The sequence below is a fragment of the Apilactobacillus micheneri genome (assembly GCF_002993975.1).
Taxonomy (GTDB): Bacteria; Bacillota; Bacilli; order Lactobacillales; family Lactobacillaceae; genus Apilactobacillus; species Apilactobacillus micheneri.
Genome location: NZ_POSO01000004.1, coordinates 102,683 through 122,604, shown reverse-complemented (window position 1 = coordinate 122,604; position 19,922 = coordinate 102,683). Strand labels below are relative to the sequence as shown.

General features: G+C 29.6%; 18 protein-coding genes and 1 other annotated feature. Of the genes, 13 read left to right on the top strand and 5 right to left on the bottom strand.

Annotation, left to right across the window (positions count from 1 at the left end):
• Positions 1 to 17 precede the first annotated feature (17 nt).
• The 4 genes from C7N41_RS06620 to C7N41_RS06605 all read left to right on the top strand — a co-directional run bounded on the left by C7N41_RS06620 (position 18) and on the right by C7N41_RS06605 (position 3,133).
• Positions 18 to 1,142 (top strand): ABC transporter ATP-binding protein, encoded by a 1,125-nt coding sequence (locus C7N41_RS06620; RefSeq protein WP_105964904.1) that lies wholly within the window; start codon positions 18 to 20, stop codon positions 1,140 to 1,142.
• Positions 1,143 to 1,188: 46 nt separating this feature from the next.
• Complete coding sequence (locus C7N41_RS06615; protein WP_105964903.1) at positions 1,189 to 1,509, top strand: hypothetical protein; 321 nt, start codon at positions 1,189 to 1,191, stop codon at positions 1,507 to 1,509.
• Positions 1,510 to 1,728: 219 nt separating this feature from the next.
• Positions 1,729 to 2,871 carry a cation:proton antiporter gene (locus C7N41_RS06610; protein WP_105964902.1) on the top strand — a complete coding sequence of 381 codons (1,143 nt, stop codon included), beginning with the start codon at positions 1,729 to 1,731 and terminating at the stop codon, positions 2,869 to 2,871.
• Between the two features lie 4 nt (positions 2,872 to 2,875).
• A complete protein-coding gene (locus tag C7N41_RS06605; RefSeq protein ID WP_105964901.1) occupies positions 2,876 to 3,133 on the top strand; it encodes a hypothetical protein in 258 nt (85 codons plus the stop codon).
• Between the two features lie 45 nt (positions 3,134 to 3,178).
• On the opposite strand, the gene C7N41_RS06600 is transcribed toward C7N41_RS06605, so the two are convergent.
• On the bottom strand, positions 3,179 to 5,212 hold the full coding sequence (locus C7N41_RS06600; protein ID WP_105964900.1) for a KUP/HAK/KT family potassium transporter: 2,034 nt from the start codon (positions 5,210 to 5,212) through the stop codon (positions 3,179 to 3,181).
• Positions 5,213 to 5,381: 169 nt separating this feature from the next.
• On the opposite strand from C7N41_RS06600, the gene C7N41_RS06595 reads away from it, so the two are divergent.
• Together C7N41_RS06595 and C7N41_RS06590 are read left to right on the top strand one after the other, a co-directional pair.
• Positions 5,382 to 6,479, top strand: coding sequence for an SLC13 family permease (locus C7N41_RS06595; protein ID WP_105964899.1), 1,098 nt, complete (start codon positions 5,382 to 5,384; stop codon positions 6,477 to 6,479).
• A 74-nt stretch (positions 6,480 to 6,553) separates the two neighbouring features.
• Entirely contained in the window at positions 6,554 to 7,339 is a 786-nt protein-coding gene (locus C7N41_RS06590; RefSeq protein ID WP_105964898.1) for a glucose-1-dehydrogenase, read from the top strand.
• Between the two features lie 60 nt (positions 7,340 to 7,399).
• On the opposite strand, the gene C7N41_RS06585 is transcribed toward C7N41_RS06590, so the two are convergent.
• The gene (locus C7N41_RS06585) at positions 7,400 to 8,731 is read right to left on the bottom strand and encodes an MFS transporter (RefSeq protein ID WP_105964897.1); all 1,332 of its coding nucleotides are present in this window, start codon (positions 8,729 to 8,731) and stop codon (positions 7,400 to 7,402) included.
• A gap of 148 nt (positions 8,732 to 8,879) precedes the next feature.
• On the opposite strand from C7N41_RS06585, the gene C7N41_RS06580 reads away from it, so the two are divergent.
• Positions 8,880 to 9,761 (top strand): magnesium transporter CorA family protein, encoded by an 882-nt coding sequence (locus tag C7N41_RS06580; protein ID WP_105964896.1) that lies wholly within the window; start codon positions 8,880 to 8,882, stop codon positions 9,759 to 9,761.
• Here the strand turns inward: C7N41_RS06580 and C7N41_RS07705 are convergent, their stop codons facing one another.
• Positions 9,762 to 9,905 carry a hypothetical protein gene (locus C7N41_RS07705; protein WP_157944986.1) on the bottom strand — a complete coding sequence of 48 codons (144 nt, stop codon included), beginning with the start codon at positions 9,903 to 9,905 and terminating at the stop codon, positions 9,762 to 9,764.
• A gap of 208 nt (positions 9,906 to 10,113) precedes the next feature.
• Here C7N41_RS07705 and C7N41_RS06575 point away from each other — a divergent pair, with 208 nt between their 5' ends.
• Together C7N41_RS06575 and C7N41_RS06570 are read left to right on the top strand one after the other, a co-directional pair.
• Positions 10,114 to 10,989 carry a GRP family sugar transporter gene (locus C7N41_RS06575; protein WP_105964895.1) on the top strand — a complete coding sequence of 292 codons (876 nt, stop codon included), beginning with the start codon at positions 10,114 to 10,116 and terminating at the stop codon, positions 10,987 to 10,989.
• 136 nt (positions 10,990 to 11,125) lie between these two features.
• The gene (locus C7N41_RS06570; protein WP_105964894.1) at positions 11,126 to 12,316 is read left to right on the top strand and encodes an aminotransferase-like domain-containing protein; all 1,191 of its coding nucleotides are present in this window, start codon (positions 11,126 to 11,128) and stop codon (positions 12,314 to 12,316) included.
• A gap of 54 nt (positions 12,317 to 12,370) precedes the next feature.
• On the opposite strand, the gene C7N41_RS06565 is transcribed toward C7N41_RS06570, so the two are convergent.
• Complete coding sequence (locus C7N41_RS06565; protein ID WP_225362884.1) at positions 12,371 to 13,543, bottom strand: NRAMP family divalent metal transporter; 1,173 nt, start codon at positions 13,541 to 13,543, stop codon at positions 12,371 to 12,373.
• Between the two features lie 227 nt (positions 13,544 to 13,770).
• Here C7N41_RS06565 and C7N41_RS06560 point away from each other — a divergent pair, with 227 nt between their 5' ends.
• Positions 13,771 to 14,076, top strand: coding sequence for a hypothetical protein (locus C7N41_RS06560; protein ID WP_105964892.1), 306 nt, complete (start codon positions 13,771 to 13,773; stop codon positions 14,074 to 14,076).
• A gap of 33 nt (positions 14,077 to 14,109) precedes the next feature.
• On the opposite strand, the gene asnS is transcribed toward C7N41_RS06560, so the two are convergent.
• Positions 14,110 to 15,498 (bottom strand): asparagine--tRNA ligase, encoded by a 1,389-nt coding sequence (gene asnS, locus C7N41_RS06555; protein WP_105964891.1) that lies wholly within the window; start codon positions 15,496 to 15,498, stop codon positions 14,110 to 14,112.
• Between the two features lie 60 nt (positions 15,499 to 15,558).
• Positions 15,559 to 15,775 (bottom strand) — a binding site (T-box leader).
• A gap of 144 nt (positions 15,776 to 15,919) precedes the next feature.
• Between asnS and C7N41_RS06550 the strand changes: the two genes are divergently transcribed.
• The 3 genes from C7N41_RS06550 to C7N41_RS06540 all read left to right on the top strand — a co-directional run bounded on the left by C7N41_RS06550 (position 15,920) and on the right by C7N41_RS06540 (position 19,901).
• A complete protein-coding gene (locus tag C7N41_RS06550; protein ID WP_105964890.1) occupies positions 15,920 to 16,231 on the top strand; it encodes a heavy metal-binding domain-containing protein in 312 nt (103 codons plus the stop codon).
• 179 nt (positions 16,232 to 16,410) lie between these two features.
• Positions 16,411 to 19,065, top strand: a complete 2,655-nt coding sequence (locus tag C7N41_RS06545; RefSeq protein ID WP_105964889.1) for an HAD-IC family P-type ATPase — start codon at positions 16,411 to 16,413, stop codon at positions 19,063 to 19,065.
• A 170-nt stretch (positions 19,066 to 19,235) separates the two neighbouring features.
• Positions 19,236 to 19,901, top strand: coding sequence for a histidine phosphatase family protein (locus C7N41_RS06540; protein ID WP_105964888.1), 666 nt, complete (start codon positions 19,236 to 19,238; stop codon positions 19,899 to 19,901).
• Positions 19,902 to 19,922: the final 21 nt, after the last annotated feature.

Genomic DNA, 19,922 nt, shown 5'->3' with positions numbered 1-19,922 from the left:
TTTTAGGAAGTATAAAAATGACAGAAGATTATAAAATTAGGGTTCAAAATGTAACAAAAGAATATGACTTATTTAAAACTCAAGCTGATAAATTAAAATCATTTTTTTCGATTAAAACTAATGTACCTCATTTTTGGTCTTTAATGGGAATTTCTTTTGATGTCAAACCAGGAGAAACTTTAGGATTAATTGGGGTTAATGGTTCAGGTAAATCCACTATATCAAATATAATATCTGGTATTATTCCACAAACTAGTGGTTTTGTTGATGTTAGAGGAGATACATCTATTGTTGCAATTAGTGCTGGTTTAAGAAAAAATTTAACTGGTCGTGAAAATATTAGATTAAAATCATTAATGCAGGGTCTTACTAATAACCAAATTGATAATATGATGGATGATATTATTTCTTTTGCTGATATTGGTGATTTCGTTGATCAACCGGTTAAAAGTTATTCAAGTGGTATGAGATCTAGATTAGGATTCTCAATTGCTGTTCATATTAAGCCTGATATTTTGATCATTGATGAAGCACTATCTGTTGGGGATGATACATTTTATCAAAAATGTGTTGATAAAATTGCTGGTTTTAAAGCTGAAGGTAAAACCATTATTTTTGTTAGTCACTCTTTAAGACAAATTGAGTTACTTTGTGATCGTGTTGCCTGGATTAATTATGGTGAATTAAAAACTATCGGTAAAACTAAGGATGTTACTAAGAAATATCGTGAATTTACTAAATGGTTTAAAGGTCTATCCAAACAACAAAAAGTTGATTTTGAAACTGATAAAAAGCAAATTCAAAAAGACTTTGATATTAATAAATATCAAAATCAGGTAATTGAAACTGAACAAAAAGAACATCCTGATGAAAAAAGGGTAGCTGCAAAAATAAAGAAACGTTTCTATAGTTCTGTTATTAGTGAAAAAATGCCCAAATTAACGGTTGCATTTACTTGGTTGGTTGTTTTTGCAACTATGTTTTTCTGTTTAGTAAATATTTCTGGTCATTCGATTAGTCATATTGTTAAAAATCCTTCTTCAATTGTAAAGCCTTCAAAAACATTGAAGTTGCCTGGTAAATTAGAACAGGCATCAGGTATAAAAAAACATCATAAAACTCAAAAAATGAGTGTAAAATAATAAAAAATCCGTTTATGCGGATTTTTTAGTAAGGAGATATTATGTAATGTCTGAAGAATATAAAAGTGATGAAACATTAGATTTAATTGAACAAATTACTAGGCTAGATGGAAGCAAGTATATGGAAATCAGTAACATGGTGCAGAACGGTCGAGCTGAATTAGCTGCAGAGAAAGGATTTATTAAAGAGGTTAGAATTCTTCAATTAAACATTCCTCATTCTGATCATGTTGCAAATTATGAAGACTATATTAACAAAAATTATACGATGCCAGATGAAAACTTAGATCATTTTGAAGAATGGAAAAAGAACGACGAAATGAAACAAGAAGTTCAAATGATTCTGAAAGAAAATCACGTTGGATAAAAAAAGACTGCTGAAAGAATCAGCAGCCTTTTATATTATGTGTCCACTCATATGTTACAGAAAATAATAGCAAGAAAAAATTAAGTAACATTTAGTGGTGAATTTGAATATGTATTTATAATTATAACGTAAATTATTAAGTAGTTCAATGTAAGATTATAGACAATTAGTTATGTTAATATATTAGATAATTATATGTTTTTAAGGGAGAGTAGTTATTTGAATTATTTAATTGAACTAATTTTAATTTTAGTTTTTACAATAATATTTGGTAAGCTATTCCAAAGGCTTGGCTTACCAGGGGTAGTGGGACAATTAATCAGCGGAGTATTTTTGGGTCCATCAATCTTAAATATTGTTCATACTGGCTCTATAATTAGTACTTTTTCAGACATTGGCGTCATTATATTGATGTTTATTGCTGGATTAGAAAGTAATTTAGATCTATTAAAAAAATATTTAAACCCCAGTTTATTGGTTGCAATTTTAGGAATTCTAGCACCTATCTTGTTCATGTACATTGCCGGTATTATGCATCGTTTTTCTAATGTAGAAAGTTTGTTTATTGGAATTATTTTTGCGGCTACTTCTGTTTCTATATCGGTTGAAGTTTTGAGAGAAATGAAAGAACTAGATAGCGTTGAGGGAATCACTATTTTAGGGGCTGCAGTAGCTGATGATGTTTTATCAATCTTGGCTTTGAGCTTTGCAGTATCTTTCTTTGGAGTTAGTGATGATAATAATGCTAATATTATTATCACTATCTTACTTCAAATTGGTTTCTTTATCCTTGTTTATGTTTTATATAAAGTAATTACCAAATGGTTAAATCTTTTTATAAAAAAATTTAATGTAGGAATCACTGAAATTGCTATGATTACATGCCTAGCATTATCTTATTTGGCTGAAGAAACATCTTTAAGTACCATTACAGGAGCTTTTTTTGCTGGTATTATATTTAGTCGTACTGATTTCAAAAAAGATATATCTAATAAATTTGAAAATATTGGATATTCATTATTTATTCCAGTTTTTTTTGCTAATGTAGGATTAAATATGGAGCTAAGCGGGATTGTAAATAATTTATTAGTTTTTGTTATATTTACTGTATTAGCAGTTATAACTAAATTTTTTGGCGCAATGTTGGGTGCTAAAATAAGTAAATTCAATTCGATATCTTCAATGGAAATTGGTGCTGGAATGATTAGTAGGGGTGAAGTTGGACTCATTATAGCTGGCATTGGATTAAATGCTCATTTGATTAGTGAAGGTTATTATTCAACTATAATTGCTTCAATAGTTGCTACAACCTTAATAGCACCTATCATTTTAAGAAAAATTATTTTAATAAAGAAGAGATGATACAATGAATTCATTCACTAAGGAAATGTTACTTAATTTAGGATTATTGGTATTTCCATTTATATTTATCATAAGTGGAATAAGTGATTCATCACCGGTCTTATATATTGGTATTATGCTGTTAGGAATTATTTGTATATTGATGGCACCAATATACGTTTATTATTGGTTTAACAATTCTAAGGGCCTTTGGTATCGAAAAACACTTGCTATTGTTTATATTGTTGTATTATTAGCATGTATCAATTCATATATTTTTTAGCAATAAAAAAAGATTTACCAACTTAATGGTAAATCTTTTTATTTACTATTTTTTTCTAGAATGAATTGAATGATATATCTTTCTTTGTACTAAATATTGATCATGTTGCATTGTTATAAACAATGGTGAAGACTCTTCAATTACATTACTGAATTCTAATCCATACCATGAAATAGGAGAAGCAGTAATATTTTGTAAGAATATTCTTCCAGAAATTAGTTGACGATCAAAGGCATTAATTTCAGAATTCAATGCTAAATCAGAAGGTCTTTCATTAATAATAACAAATTTAAAATCACCAACATTACCAGGAACATTAGTTGATGAGTAATGTTGCTTTTGTGGATCAATTACGCCTTGTTCTATTAGGTAATGAACGATTTGATGTAGATAAATACTTACACTTTGTTGTTTTCTAAAACCTAAGTAAAGTTGAATATCTACAACATTCTTAGTATCTAATAAATCAACAGTATAATTACTTTCGTAAGGATTATTAGTTTCATTAACCGTTACAAACCAATAAACTTTGGCACGTTTAGGTTCTTTATCTAGAATAGAATACATAGTACTACGTTTGATTTGATAATCATTCTTAATTTTAGTCATATAAACTAAGTTAGATGTATACAAAGGAATTGAATCATCATTACTTAATTCTGATAATTGTTTACGATAATCCAATAATGAAACATATTCACTTTCTTTTTCATAATGATCACGACGTTTGTTACCGAAGTACCAAAGAATCATAACTAATAAAATAGAAAGCATAATAATTAGGGTTACATATCCACCATGCACGAATTTAACAACACTTGCTAAGAAGAATGTAAATTCGATTACTGCAAAGAATAGCGCAATGAAAAATGCAAAGACACGTTTAATCTTTGATGACAAGAATTCAAATAATAATAAAGTAGTCATTAACATCGTAATTGTAATTGCTAATCCGTAAGCTGATTCCATCCGTTCTGAACTTCTGAAGAACCATAATACAATAAATGTAACTATACATAAGAACCAATTGACAGTTGCAATATAGATTTGACTTCTTACATTACTTGGATGCTTAACAATCATTCGAGGTAAGAACTTCAAACCAATTGCTTCATCTACTAATGTAAATGATCCTGTAATTAATGCTTGTGATGCAATAATAGCTGCTAATGCCGCAATTGCAATTGCAAATCCACGTAAACTACTTGGTAACATATCATAAAATGGATTTAAATTTTTTAATCCGGCAAATGCAGGATTATGGGAATTTTTAATAATCCAAGCACCTTGACCTAAATAGTTAAGAATTAATGAAATATATACAAATGGCCAAGTACCATATATGTTCTTTTTACCAACATGTCCCATATCAGAATATAATGCTTCAGCACCAGTGGTTGCAAGAAAAATACTACCTAAAATAAAAATACCCGATTTATTAGTAGGGCTAAATAGAATTCTTACAGCATAGATTGGATTAAAAGCCTTTAGAATCATAGGATAATGTAATAAATTAATAATTCCCATAATTGCTAAAAATGAGAACCAAACTAGCATAACAGGTCCAAAAGAATTTCCAATAATTCCAGTCCCAAACCTTTGAATAATAAATAGAACTAATAATACACAAGATGTAATTATTACAACATCTTGTTGGGAATTACTGAAAGAGATGGCCCCAAATGATTGTCCCTTCAAACCTTCAACAGCAGAAGTTACGGTAACCGCAGGAGTTAGAGTACCATCAGCTAAAAGGGCAGCTCCACCAATTAAAGCTGGCCAAACTAACCACTTTGCTCGACGCCTTACTAATGCATAAAGAGCAAAAATACCACCTTCACCGTTGTTATCGGCTTTCATTGTAATTAGGACATATTTCACGGTAGTAATAATCATAAGGGTCCAAATTATTAGTGAAATAGATCCTACAATGTAATCTGGAGTAATGTCAGACATTTTTCCGGCATCACCGATAATTGCATTCATTACATACAAAGGTGATGTACCAATATCACCATAAACAATACCTAATGCGATCAACATTCCGGCAAAGGATAGCTTATCAAATTTAGCTTTCATAACTAAATCCTCCAAATAAATATAAAATTTTATGTAATTTTTACCTAATAGAATACAACATACCACTAAATAGGCATACTTTAAAGAAAAAGTAGAAAATATTAAAATAAATGTTAAATTATATATAAAGATAAAAAAATTGCAATTAAAAAATGAGATGAATTTATAAATGAATAAAATTAAAAATAATATTTTTTATGACCCAATACTTAAAATTGTTATCGTGATACTTATTATAATGCTGTTTATTGGCACTCCTAGAATGAATGATATTAATTTCACTACCATTATATCCTTATTTACTATGATGATGTTAGTTTCAATTATTAAGTCTCTAAATATTTTAAAATTTTTTAGCGATTATATAATTAACATATCCCATAGTACTCGACAAATAGTTTCTTTGATGACAATATTTTCTTTTCTGGGGTCCATGCTAGTCACAAATGATATCGCAATTATCACTTTAGTACCTTTATATATAGAAATTGCTTATACACAAAAATTATCAATTCCATATCCGGTAACATTGATTACAATTGCTGCTAACTTAGGTAGTTCTGTAACTCCATTCGGTAATCCACAAAATGTATTTTTATTATCATATTATCATTTATCAATTAATCAATTTTTTAATCCAGCTTTTATAATTCTATTATTAGGAATGTTTATTTTAGGGTGTCTGGTATTATTTGTAAAAAATAAAAAAATTAATGCCAACGATTTATCAAAAATTAACTTGGATTACAAAAAATGTTTGCCAGTGATTATATTAATAATCTTTATCTTTCTTGGCATATTTGAGGTAATTAATTTATTGATTCCTTTTGCAATAACCCTAATTTATGGAACTTATATTAATCGTTCAACAATTATTGATGTAGATTATTCATTATTATTATCTTTTGTTGGATTTTTTTTGATTGTTGGTATTTTAAGTCGCAACCAATTGGTTATTAGTGGCTTGAATCATTTACTGAATACATCACATCAAGTATTTTTTTCTGGGGCATTAATTAGTCAAATCATTAGTAATGTTCCAGGAGCAGTCTTGATTGCAAAATTTACTAATGATTTTTATCCATTATATTTAGGTGTTAATATTGGCGGATTAGGTAGCTTAGTTGCATCTTTAGCAAATTTATTAGCTTTTAAGCAAGTTCAAAAATATGCAGATAAGAGTAGTTGGCCATTTTTAAAAATCTTTACATTAACTAACATTGTATTGTTAATACTATCCATAATATTAATTAGTTTTATAATATAGAAACAAATTATTAACGTTTTTTTATAATGTATGTAATAATTTAAATAGTTAATAATTAGAGAGGAATGATTTCAATGTATACAGATCTTAAGGGAAAAGTTGCAGTTGTTACTGGTGCCTCAAAAGGTATTGGTAATGCTGTTGCTACTCGTTTAGCAAATGAAAACATGAAGTTAGTATTTAATTATAATTCTGACGAAGCAGGAGCTCAAAAAGCTGTTGATCAAATTAAGCATGAAGGTGGAGACGCTGTTGCCGTTCAAGCCAATGTTGCTAAAGAAGAAGATATTCAAAAGTTAGTAGATACTGCTGTTGAACATTTTGGGACTTTAGACTTATGGATTAATAATGCTGGTATGGAAAAAGAAGCTCCAACTCATGAATTATCATTAGATGATTGGAACAAGGTTATTAATGTTAACTTAACAGGTACTTTCTTAGGTACTAAAGCTGCTTTAAATTATTTCTTAGATAATAATAAACAAGGTAACATTATTAACATGTCTTCAGTTCATCAACAAATTTCATGGCCACATTTTGCTGACTATGCAGCATCAAAGGGTGGTAGTAAATTACTTACTGAAACAGTTGCTAAGGAATATGCTGAAAAGAATATTCGTGTAAATGCAATTGCTCCAGGTGCAATTAATACACCAATTAATGCTAAAAAGTTTGCTGATCCAAAGACCTATGCAGAAACTGCTGAATTAGTTCCAATGGGTCGTATTGGTAAGCCAAATGAAGTTGCTGCTGCGGCTGCTTGGTTAGCATCTGATGAATCATCATACGTAACTGGTGACACAATCTTTGTTGATGGTGGTATGAAGTTATATCCAGCATTTAATAATGGTCGTGGATAAAATTAAAAATAATCTTATTATATAAAAAAGGTTCACTGATTGGATTCAGTGAACCTTTTTTTATAACGCTTTAAACCCAAAATCTTTGGGTTGCATTAGGACCTCAATAATTGGATATATCATTAAAATTCCTAAAAAGATAAATCCATATTCATATGCGATATTAACACTTACAAAAGTTGATAATGCAGATACAATTACTGAGATAAGTGAAACTCCTAATCCCTGTGCCATAGTCTGTAATACTGAGCTTAGAGTGTTAGCAGAATTTCTTTCGTCCATGGGAATTTCCGAAAAAGTGACTGCATTATAACAAGTTAGTGCCAAAGATCGACCACAACCCGATAACAATGCTAATAATGCAATAATTATACCGCTTGTATTTGGACGGACTAATGCAATTAATGCAGTACTAATAGCGACGGTAATTAATGCTAAAATTAATGACCATTTATATTTAATTGCTTTAATTATCATATTGGTAAATGGTTTGATTCCGATATTACCTATAAATACAAAAATTACATAGTATCCAGCAGTTAATGCGGACCAATGGAATACAGTTTGTAAATAGATAGTTAATAAATATGGTAATGCACCGACAGATAGCCATAAAAAGGTTCCGCCAGTTTGATAAATTCGAAATGAACTGACTTTTAAAGCCTTTATTTCAAATAATGGTTCTTTTGTTTTTGATAAATGGTATCCAACTAATAAAATCATTAACAAGCCAATTATTACTAAAATACCTGATAACTTCCATAAATGTTTACCATAAGTTGCTATTTCTGCACCAATTAAAATTAGTCCAGATGACATAGCAATCTCAATAAAACCTAACAAATCAAATTTACTGCGTATCTTATTATCATCTTTTTCGATTAATTCATTTCCAATGATTACGGCAATCAAACCAATAGGAATATTAAGCAAGAAAATCCACTGCCAACTAAGATATTTAACAATAAATCCTCCTAACATTGGTGCGATTGCAGGTGCAATTAAAGCAGGCCAAACTAAATAATTGGCCATTTTTAGTAATTGATTAGATGGAGTCTTTTCTAACATAATTAATCTAGCAGTGGGGGTCATTAATGACCCAGCAAAACCTTGTACAAAACGACTAATTAGTAGGAAAGAAAATGTTGGAGCAACGGCATCTCCTAATGAACTAAGTACAAATAATGATGTTGCTAACATCCAAGCATTTTTTTTACCAATTCTTTTGGCAATCCATCCACTTAATGGGATGAAAATAGCCATGGTAATGAAATAAATACTAACAGTTAAAGACAATGAGTTAGTTGGGACATCCAAACTTTTACCAATATATGGTAGGGCAGTTGTTAAAATAGTTGCATCTAAAAATTGCATAAATAAGCTTGATGCCATTAAAATAGCTACTTTTTTATAATTATTAATATTAAGCCAAATCCTTTCTTCATAATGATAAAAACATATATAATATATTGTATCAGTACTTAAATTTTACTATCAATTATTTAAGTTAAAATAATTATACAAAAATGAGGGATTATCTTTGAAGAAGGTACATAAATTAATTGATTCAACTTGGATTGAATTGGTTGATGCTAACACTAAAGAGGTAGTTAACACAATTGATGATTATAAATTACCTAACATCCTAAAAGGATACATGCTTGATCGACATGAACATTCTCGTTTTGAATATGATTCTGTGAAAAAATATTCAGTTTTGATTGCACGTGCATTGATAAGCGGACAAGATGAAAATGTTGATACTTCGCCAGTAGTTGCTGCATTCACTGAAGATGTTATTATAACTAAAAGTGATTCTAGATATCGTGTTAAACAACAAAGTAGTTGTAATAAATTTGATGTTATTTTTAGTATCTTAGAAAGAATTAATAAGCCATACATGAATAAATTAGATGAAATCAACGAAGATGTTGAACATTTACAAGGACTACGTAAAACTGTTAATAATAAACAACTTAATGAAATTGCTATTTTAAAAAATGACTTAGTCTACTTAAAATCATCTACAGCTGCTAATATTATGGCTATTAATCAATTACAAAAATCTAGTGATAATTTTGTAGTTCCAATTACCTTTAATAATCATCAAGATCAGCATATTGATGATGTTGTTGTTGAATATAGTGAATGTAAATATATGTTTGATGTTAATGATGAAATTGTTAGTCAGATTGAAGACACTTACAGTAATATCATTAATAATAATTTAAATGAGACTATGAAAATTCTTACTATCTGGTCTTTAATCCTTGCAATCCCACCAATTATTAGTGGATTTTATGGGATGAATGTTGGATTGCCTTTTGCTAATAGTAGTTGGTCATGGTTATTTACAGTATTTATTACATTTGTGATTATTTATCTAATGATGCATTATTTAAGAAAGCATCATGATTTATAATTATTTCCAAACAAACTCAGTTTGATTATCTGGGTTTGTTCTTTTTATTACTTGATTTTGATTTTTAGTATTAATGAATGAAGTAAATAAGATTAATGAGATAGTAGTTATTAAAATCAACTGTTTTATTATCCTTTTTTTCATTTAAATCACTTCCATATATTTTTTAATTTATTGTAAATAGAGATACTTAAAAATAACTTAAATGAAAATTAATGAAAGCGCTTTACTAAAATCGATTCCAAATGTATAATAATAAATATACAAAATGATATATAGCTTTTATTTAACTTTAATTATAAAGAAGTGCATAATTAATTTTGTAATCAAATGAGAAAGAAGTGTTTCTAATATGAGTTTGAATATTTTAATCGGAATACTTCCCGCGTTATTGTGGGGGGTTGGACCTCTAATTGCCACTAAAGTTGGTGGTCGTCCAATTGAACAAGTTATGGGTACTGGATATGGACAAGTTATTGTTGGATTAATAATTTATGCATTTACTAGACCATCAATCTCTTTCCAAGAATTTCTATGGCCTTTCTTAGGTGGAATGGCTTGGTCATTTGCTCAGTTTACTCAATTTAGTTCTTTCCAAAAAATGAATGTTTCTTCAGCAATGCCTATTTCAACAGGATTGCAATTAATTGAAATCCCATTATGTGGTGTTATTTTTTGGGGTGAATGGGGCTCTCTTGATGCTAAAACAATTGGTTTTATCAGTATTGCTCTATTAATTATTGGAGTATTTTCTACTAGTTATGTTGATAAATCAGTTTCTAGAGTGAAGATGAATTATAAAGCTGGTATTCCATTATTACTTATTGGATCTTTAGGTTACACAGCTTGTTCTGTATTCCCTAGAATTCCAAATGCTTCTGGAATTGTTGGATTATTACCTCAAACAATTGGTATGTGTTTAGGTGCTATTGTTATTTCATTTATTATGAATGGTAAGAGTAGTGTTCAATTAATGAAATCTAAGTTTACTATTAAGAATGGAATTATTGGACTACTAGGTGGTTTAGGTACCTTAGCATACTTAACTTCATTAAGTCTAAATGGTGTTGCAACTTCATTCCCATTAACTCAAATGAATGTTGTTGTTTCAACACTAGGTGGTTTATTAATCTTAAAAGAACACAAAAACAGAAAAGAATTATTATTCACAATCGTTGGATTGATTTTAATTGTATTTGCTGCCGTTATGATTGGTAGATTATCATAATTTAAATTATTTATAAAAAAGACTGATTTTTATGATCAGTCTTTTTTATATTGGAATATCATTAAAAATTTATTAATTTATTTTAATTATTATGTTATTATTATTCATAATATAAGAATGAATGGAGTGAAGTATTATGGATTTTAAGTTTTCAAATCGCGTACCCAAACAAAACAATGATGTGGTAGGTGAAATTTTAAAGGTAGCTGGGGATCCTAAAATTATTTCATTTGCGGGAGGTCTACCTGCTCCAGAATTATTTCCAGTAAATGAAATGAAAAAAGCATCTGACAAAGTTTTTGAAAAACATGGCCAAGATGCTTTACAGTATACTGCTTCCATTGGTAATTCGAAATTAAGACAATTAGTAGCTAATCGAATGGATTCTCATAAACATATTAACTGTAAATCATCAAATATTTGTATTACTACTGGATCCGAACAATCTATTGATTTAATTTCTAAGATGATGATTAATCAGGGTGATGTGGTTTTAGTTGAAAAACCTACATATCTATGTGCATTGGATGTATTTAGAAGTTATGGAGCTAAAATTGTTGGTGTAGATATGGACGAAAATGGAATGAAGGCTGATTCTCTAGAAACTGCCTTGCAAAATTATCCAAATGTAAAGCTTATTTATACCATTCCAAATTTTCAAAATCCAACAGGTAGAACGATGCCTACTAATCGTAGAAAAGAAGTTGCCGATTTAGCAAGCAAATATGATGTTATGGTAATGGAAGATGATCCATATGGTGAAATTCGTTATTCGGGAAAATCTATTGATCCAATTAAACATTTTGATAAAGATGGGCATGTCATTTATATGAGTACTTTTTCTAAAATATTGGCACCAGGAATGCGTTTGGGATGGATTATTGCTGATGAAAAATTTGTAAATATGTTTGTTGTAATGAAGCAATCTGCAGATTTGCATTCAGATAATTTGTCCCAATATATTGTTGCTCAGTATATGGAGGACAATAACTTAGATCTTCATATTCAAAAAATTCGCGATGCTTATCATCGTCGTGCATCAATGATGTTAAAAGAAATTGATAAACAATTTCCAAGAGGTGTTAAGCATAGTAATCCAGAAGGCGGGATGTTTATATGGGTTGAAGTACCTGGCAATATTAATACTATGGAATTATTTAAGAATTGTGTTAAACATAATGTTGCTTTTGTTCCAGGAGAACCATTTTATCCAGATGAAATTATTCCAGGAACTTTTAGACTAAATTTTTCTAATATGAAAGATGACCAAATTCATGAAGGAATTCATAGAATGGCTGATGCTATCTCTGAAATGATGGAAAAGTAACTATGTAAAATAAAAAGACCAATTATATTAGGTCTTTTTTATTTGATAAAATTTTTACCAAAAATTTAAAGTAGGGCCAATCATATAAATACCAAATATCATAACTATTAGGCAACAAATAATAACCAGCCATTTATAAAATCCATGCATTTTGTATTTATTGGGAAGGGCTTTGTTTTCTAACATTAATAAAAATCCTAATACAATTGGAGTCATTAAGGCATTTAATACCTCGATAAAAATAGTAATATCAATCATATTTTGCATAAATAAGACCATAATACCGCTAATTAAAAATACAGATACATATATTAAATAAAAATATAAATTTTTACGACTTATTTTGTAATTTAAACTATGAGGAACGTTTAAGACTTCAGTAATTCCCCAGGTACCAGCTAATGCTACAACAATGGCTGCGACAAAGGCACCACCAATAATACTTAGTCCAATTATGATTTTTGCTGTGTTGATACCAGAAAAGTTGCCTAATTCACTAGCTAAATCTGCGACTGAGTTTAATTTTATTATGTTATTTTTGTTTGCTACTATTGCAGCAAATAAAATAATATATCCAATCATAATTGCCTGAGTGATGATGGTACCAATAGCTGTATCATATTTTTCTTCTTTAATCATATTAGGTTTTAATTGTTTATCAATAACAGCACCTTGTTGATAAAATATCATCCACGGCATAATTACTGCACCTACATTCGCAGCAATTAAGTATATGTAATTTGGATCATTTATTGGTAGTTTAATAAATCCGTTTATAATTTGACTTGATGAAGGGTGGACGAAAAACAAACCAATAATAAATACTAATTCAAAAAGGCCAACAGCAATTCCAATATGTTCTACTTTTTTGTAACTGCCATTTAATCCAATTAACGATAATAGAATAATTGCAAATGGAACTGTTATCCATTTAGAAATGCCAAATAATTCACCAACTCCAGCAATCCCTATAAATTCAGTTATTAAAGCGCCAATCACCGATATAAATAAAGTTACGGCTGACAAGTAAGCCCATTTTTTACCAAAATGTTCACGGATTAACTCACCATGCCCCTTTTTAGTAACTATACCTAATCTGACAGTCATTTCTTGTGCCATATATAAAATTGGGATTAAAATAATTTGTGGCAAAATCATGGAATATCCATATTGGGCCCCAGATTGAGCGGCAGTTATTAAGCAACCAGCATCAGTGTCTGCTAACATAACAATTAACCCAGGGCCAAATATTTTAAGCCATCTTTTTATTTTCATATATTTTTTACTATTTTGTGATTTAATTTCTTCGATATATAATCGCTCCTAAAAAAGTCTGGATTTACATTTTAGCATTTAAAAATTAAGTTATTGAGTCTTTATCTGACTATATTTCTGTGGTATAAATCTTATCAATCTAGATTACCAATTATATTTTTATGAAAGGAGAAATGAACTTGTCTAATATAATTAAAATCCTTGAATCAAAACAAAATTTACTTAAAGTAACATATCGTGGTGAGTTTGGTTATTTTTTTCCTTCTACGAATTTAGTACAAAATAATACCAAAATTAAATCCTTTATGGATGCAAAAACAGAATTATTAGAACAATTAAAAATCAATAATATTATGACTGTTCCAATTGAATTTGATATAGACAATGAATTATTTGTTATTCAATTGATTAATTATAATTTTAAAGAATTAGGTGTTTTTAGTATTAATAATTTAGGCAAAATAAAAGAGATAACAGATTATTAAAGTATCTGTTATCTCTTTTATTGTATTAACAAATTAGAATGGTGCGTTTCCTGGTTCACGTGGGTAAGGGATTACATCTCTGATGTTTTCCATACCAGTTACATACATAACTAGTCTTTCAAATCCAATACCAAATCCAGAATGCTTAATTTCACCATATTTTCTTAATTCAGCATACCAAGCATATTCTTCAGGTTTTAAGCCAAATTCATGAATCTTTTGATCAAGGACATCTTCACGTTCTTCACGTTCACTTCCACCAACAATTTCACCAATTCCTGGCACTAAACAATCAGAAGCGGCAACTGTCTTACCATCATCGTTATCACGCATATAGAATGCTTTAATATCACGAGGATAATCAGTTAAGAAAGTAGGGCGTTTATAAATTTCTTCACATAAGTAACGTTCATGTTCAGATTTTAAATCCATACCCCATTTAACCGGAATATCGAACTTTTCACCAGATTCTTGCAATAACTTGATTGCATCAGTGTAAGTTACGCGAGCGAATTCTTTACCGGCAGTACCCTTTAATTTTTCAATTAATCCAGGTTCGACATTTTTGTCTAAGAAGTTTAATTCATCTTTAGCATGTTCTAGAAGGTAATTGATAACATATTTTAATAGACCTTCAGCACAATCCATCATACCTGGTAAGCGAGTATATGCCATATCTGGTTCAATCATCCAGAATTCTGAAGCATGACGAGGGGTATGTGAATTTTCAGCTCTAAAGGTAGGACCAAAAGTATATACATTCTTAAATGCCATGGTAAAAGCTTCTTCTTGTAATTGACCACTAACAGTCAAATTAGTAACAGTTTTGAAAAAGTCTTTTGAATTATCAACATTACCTTTATCGTCTTTAGGTAAATTATTCATGTCTAAAGTGGTGGCACGGAACATTGCTCCAGCACCTTCAGCATCACTACTAGTAATGATAGGGGTATTAACATACACGAAATCATTGTGTTGTAGATATTCATGAACAGCGAATGCTGCTAATGAACGGATACGGAATACAGAGTAAAAGGTATTAGTTCTTGGACGTAGATGAGCAATTGTTCTTAAGTATTCAAAACTTTGTTTCTTCTTTTGTAATGGGTAGTCAGCATTGGAATGACCAACTAGTTCTACCTTTTGTCCATGAATTTCAAATGCTTGTTGAGCATCTGGAGTTTTAACAAATTCACCTTCAACAGTAATTGTTGAGGCAATAGGTAATTTACTAATTTCTTCAAAGTTAGGGTTATCTTTTTTCAAGATAATTTGAGCACTTCTAAAGCATGAACCATCATTTAATTCAATAAAACTAATATTCTTTGATCCACGAATAGTTTTTACTGAACCTTCAAGAGCAACTGTTGATTTGTCTTCGATATCTTTGTCATATAAATCAATAACGCTTAGTTGTTGCATATAAATTACACACCTTTCTAATTTAATTAAATACAATAAAATAAAAAGAGCCTTCATCCATCAAAGGACGAAAGCTCTTTTCCGCGGTACCACCTAAAATGCCTTTTTAAATAAGGCCACTTTTTCATATAACGTATGAAAAACGTTTATTCCTACTTAAGTTTCGAAATAAAAACAAATAGGTGTTATTCCTAAATAACAATATTATTAAGCTCTCACTATCCTTAACTCGCTAAAAATTTGTAGTTTAGTACTCATCCATATTTATAGTATTTAATATATAAACTTATTAACAATTAAATATTAACACTAAATGGTAAATATATACAATACTATTTCTTGCAAATTTATTATGAGTTGACTTGTTAGGAAAATAAGAATTATATGATTATAATTAAATTATTTAAGGGGATGTTTAGAAATGTTAGTTTCTACTACTGAAAACATTGGCACCAACTATGAAGTGCTGGGAGAAGTATTTGGTGTAACTACACAATCAAGAAATCTAGGCAGTAATATTGCCGCTGGTCTAAAAAATCTTGTTGGTGGAGAAATTAAAGGATATACCCAAATGCTACATAATTCTCGAGAAGAAGCTATTCAGAGAATGAAAGATGAAGCAAAAGGTAAGAATGCAGATGCCATTGTTATGATGAGATTTGACTCTGGATCGATTGGTAATGATATGCAATCAGTTGTTGCATATGGAACGGCAGTTAAATTTATTCAGTAATGTAAAGTTAATAATATTTAGCTATAAATTATATGATTGATAAGTTATAATATCTGCGAGGTGATATAAAATTATGAAAATATTTTTGCATAGGTTTATATCTTGTTTACCTTATTATCAATTAAAGTAGTTTTAATAATATTATTTTAACTATATTAAATTTGAAAAGGTAGATATAAATGAATGATAAAGAAAATTACCAATTAACCGTTGATCAAATAATAGAAAAATATAATATTAAAGATATAAAAGCTGGTTTGAATGATGAGCAAGTTCGTAATCAGTTAGATAAAGATGGACTAAATAAAATTGAAGTTGCAAAAGAGCCTAAATGGAAACTATTTGTGCGCCAATTTAATAATATGATTATTTATATTTTAATGGTGGCGGCATTAATTACTTTATTGATGAGTCATTACTCTGATGCTCTGGTTATTGCTTTAGTGGTAATTATTAATGCTTTAATTGGATATTACCAAGAAGCGAATGCCTCTGAAGCTTTGGAAAAGATTAAACAAATGCTATCAACAAAAGCAACTGTTTATCGTAATGGTACTCGTGATGACATTTCTGCAGAGCAGCTAGTAGTTGGTGATGTGGTTTTCTTAGAAGCAGGTGATAATGTACCTGCTGATTTAAGAATCTTTGATGCTGATAATTTAAGAATTCAAGAAGCAGCACTAACCGGAGAACCTGATTCAATTGAAAAAATTGAAGGTGTTATTGATAATGATAAAACACCTTTAGCTGAAAGAAAGAATATGGCATATGCATCAACCTCAGTCACATCTGGTAGTGGTAAGGGAATTGTTGTTGATACCGGTGCTAGCACAGAAATCGGTAAAATTTCTTCTGAAGTAAGTAATACCAAATCTAGAAAATCACCATTAATGATTGAACTAGATAAGTTAGGTACCCAAATTACTTATGTAATTATAGCGGTTTCAATTTTGCTATTTATACTAGGTCTGTTTATGGAAACTTATTCATTATCAGTTTTAGCTTTAGCAGTTGTATCAATGCTAGTTGGAGCTATTCCTGAAGGATTACCTGCAACAACATCTGTTGTTCTTGCAATGGGTGTTATTGATATGGCTAAGAAGAAACATACTATTATTAAATCACTTCCTGCGATTGAAACATTAGGATCAGTTGATGTCATCGCAACCGATAAAACAGGAACGCTTACTAAAAATGAAATGACTGTTAAAAACATTATCATTAATGATAAAAATTATACAGTTACTGGTGATGGATATGATCCTAAAGGACATATTCAACTTAACGGTGAAAATATTAAAATGGATTCTAAAATGAAATTGTTTTTAGAATCAGGTTATGAAGCAAATGATACTGTTTTAACACATGAAAATAACAATTGGGAAATTAATGGTGAGCCAACTGATGGGGCATTCTTAACTTTGTACCATAAGGAATTTAATTATCCTAATCATGCTAATTACCAAGAAGTTGATACATTACCATTTGATTCTGATTATCGTTACATTGCTAAGCTAGTTCGTGATGAAAACGGTCAAAAGAAGATTTTTATTAAAGGTTCTCCTGATAAATTATTTAATATGACAGATAAAAATGATAGTTCATTTAATGAAACATATTTAAATAATCAAATTAATGAATTATCCAAGCAAGGAAAACGTGTAATTGCTGTTGGATATAAAGATGTTGCTGATGATGTAAATGAAATCACTCATGAGATATTGAATGAGTGCATTACATTCTTAGGCTTAGCAGCTATTATTGATCCACCAAGAGAAGAAGTGATTCAGGCACTTAAAGAAATGAATTCAGCCGGAGTTCGTTTAAAGATGATAACTGGTGATAATCCAATTACTGCTAAAGCTATTGGTGAACAATTAGGCTTAGCTGACCAGATCAGTGCAGTAACCGGTGCACAATTAGATGAAATGTCTAATGAACAATTTAAAGATGCAGTATTAAATAACCAAGTATTTGCTAGAACAACACCTAAAAATAAAATGGATATTATTCAAGCCCTTGAAGATGCTGGCAAAGTAACTGCTATGACCGGGGATGGAGTTAACGATGCACCAGCTTTAAAAAAGGCAGATATTGGTGTAGCGATGGGAATAGAAGGTACCGACGTTGCTAAAGATTCTGCTGATATGATTCTGACTGATGATAATTTCAGTACAATGGCGGTAGCTATTAAAGAAGGTCGTCGAATTTATGACAACATTAAGAAGAGTATTCTATTCTTATTACCAACTTCATTCGCTGAAGGTTTGATTATCGCATTTACGATTTTGATGAATAAAGAAATGCCATTACAACCAACGCAATTACTTTGGATTAATATGGTTTCAGCAATTACCATTCAATTTGCTTTCATTTTTGAACCAGCAGAAAATGGAATTATGAAACGTAAGCCTCGTAATAATCAAGATAGCCTATTAAATAAACATGATGTTTTTCAAATGATTTATATTTCATGTTTGATTGCGATTATGGGGATTGTAGTATTTGAATGGTTAACTGGTCATGGATATGCTGAGTCAGTTGCAAGCACAATGGTCGTTAATGTGGTAGTATTTGGTAAAATATTCTACTTGTTTAATATTCGTACTAGTAAACCAGCAATATCTAAAGAAATATTTACTAATATAAAAGCTTTCTGGATTATTGGTTTAATGATTGTATTACAATTAATCTTGACTTATGTTCCATTTATGCAATCATATTTCTATACTTCTAACATTAGTTTATTAGACTGGTTAATAATTATTGCTTCTGGAGCTGTAACATTGATTGTTGCAGAAATTGGAAAAATGATTCGAATGCGTTTAAAATAATTAAATGATTTATTATTAAGTAACTGCTATTAATTAGTGGTTACTTTTTATATTTTGGGCAGTTTTTGGTTGTACAAAAATATTTTTATAAAAAAGTCCATTAAATAACTTTACTGAACTTTTATTATTTATTTTGATATAATTATTAAACAAACAGGGAGGTATTTATAATGAAAGAGTTTGACTTATATGTAGTTCGTCATGGACAAACTTATTATAATATATATCGTAAAATGCAAGGTTGGAGCAATACTCCCTTAACTAAACAAGGAATTGATGATGCACAAAAAATTGCGGATAAATTATCTGGTGAAAAATTTGATGCAATTTATTGTAGTGATATGGAAAGAGCTAGATATACAGCAAAAACTATTTGTGATAATAATCTTTATCATTCAAATACTGACACTATAGTAGATACTCCATTATTGAGAGGGGTATTTTATGGTTCTTTTGAAGGTAGTAATATCGATACAACTAATTATACTTTAGCCGCTTCTAATAAATTTGACTCTTATTCTAATATGGTTAAACAATTAGGATCAGATGGGATAAAGGATGCTTTTCATGAAATGGATCCTTTCCATCAGGCAGAAAATAGCAAAGATTATTGGAAACGTTGGGATAAAGGACTCCAGGAAATTATAGATGATCCTAATATTCAAAATAACGGTAAAGTATTATTAGTTAGTCATGGACCAGCAGTACTTAGTTTAGTTGATCGTTTTGCTAATGGTAAGTTCGATGTTAGCAAAAGACCAGAAAACGGCAGCTTAACTAAATTACATTTTACTTCGGACGGAAATTTTGAAGTGACTGGATATAATATTAAATAAATATATATAAAAGATGTTATC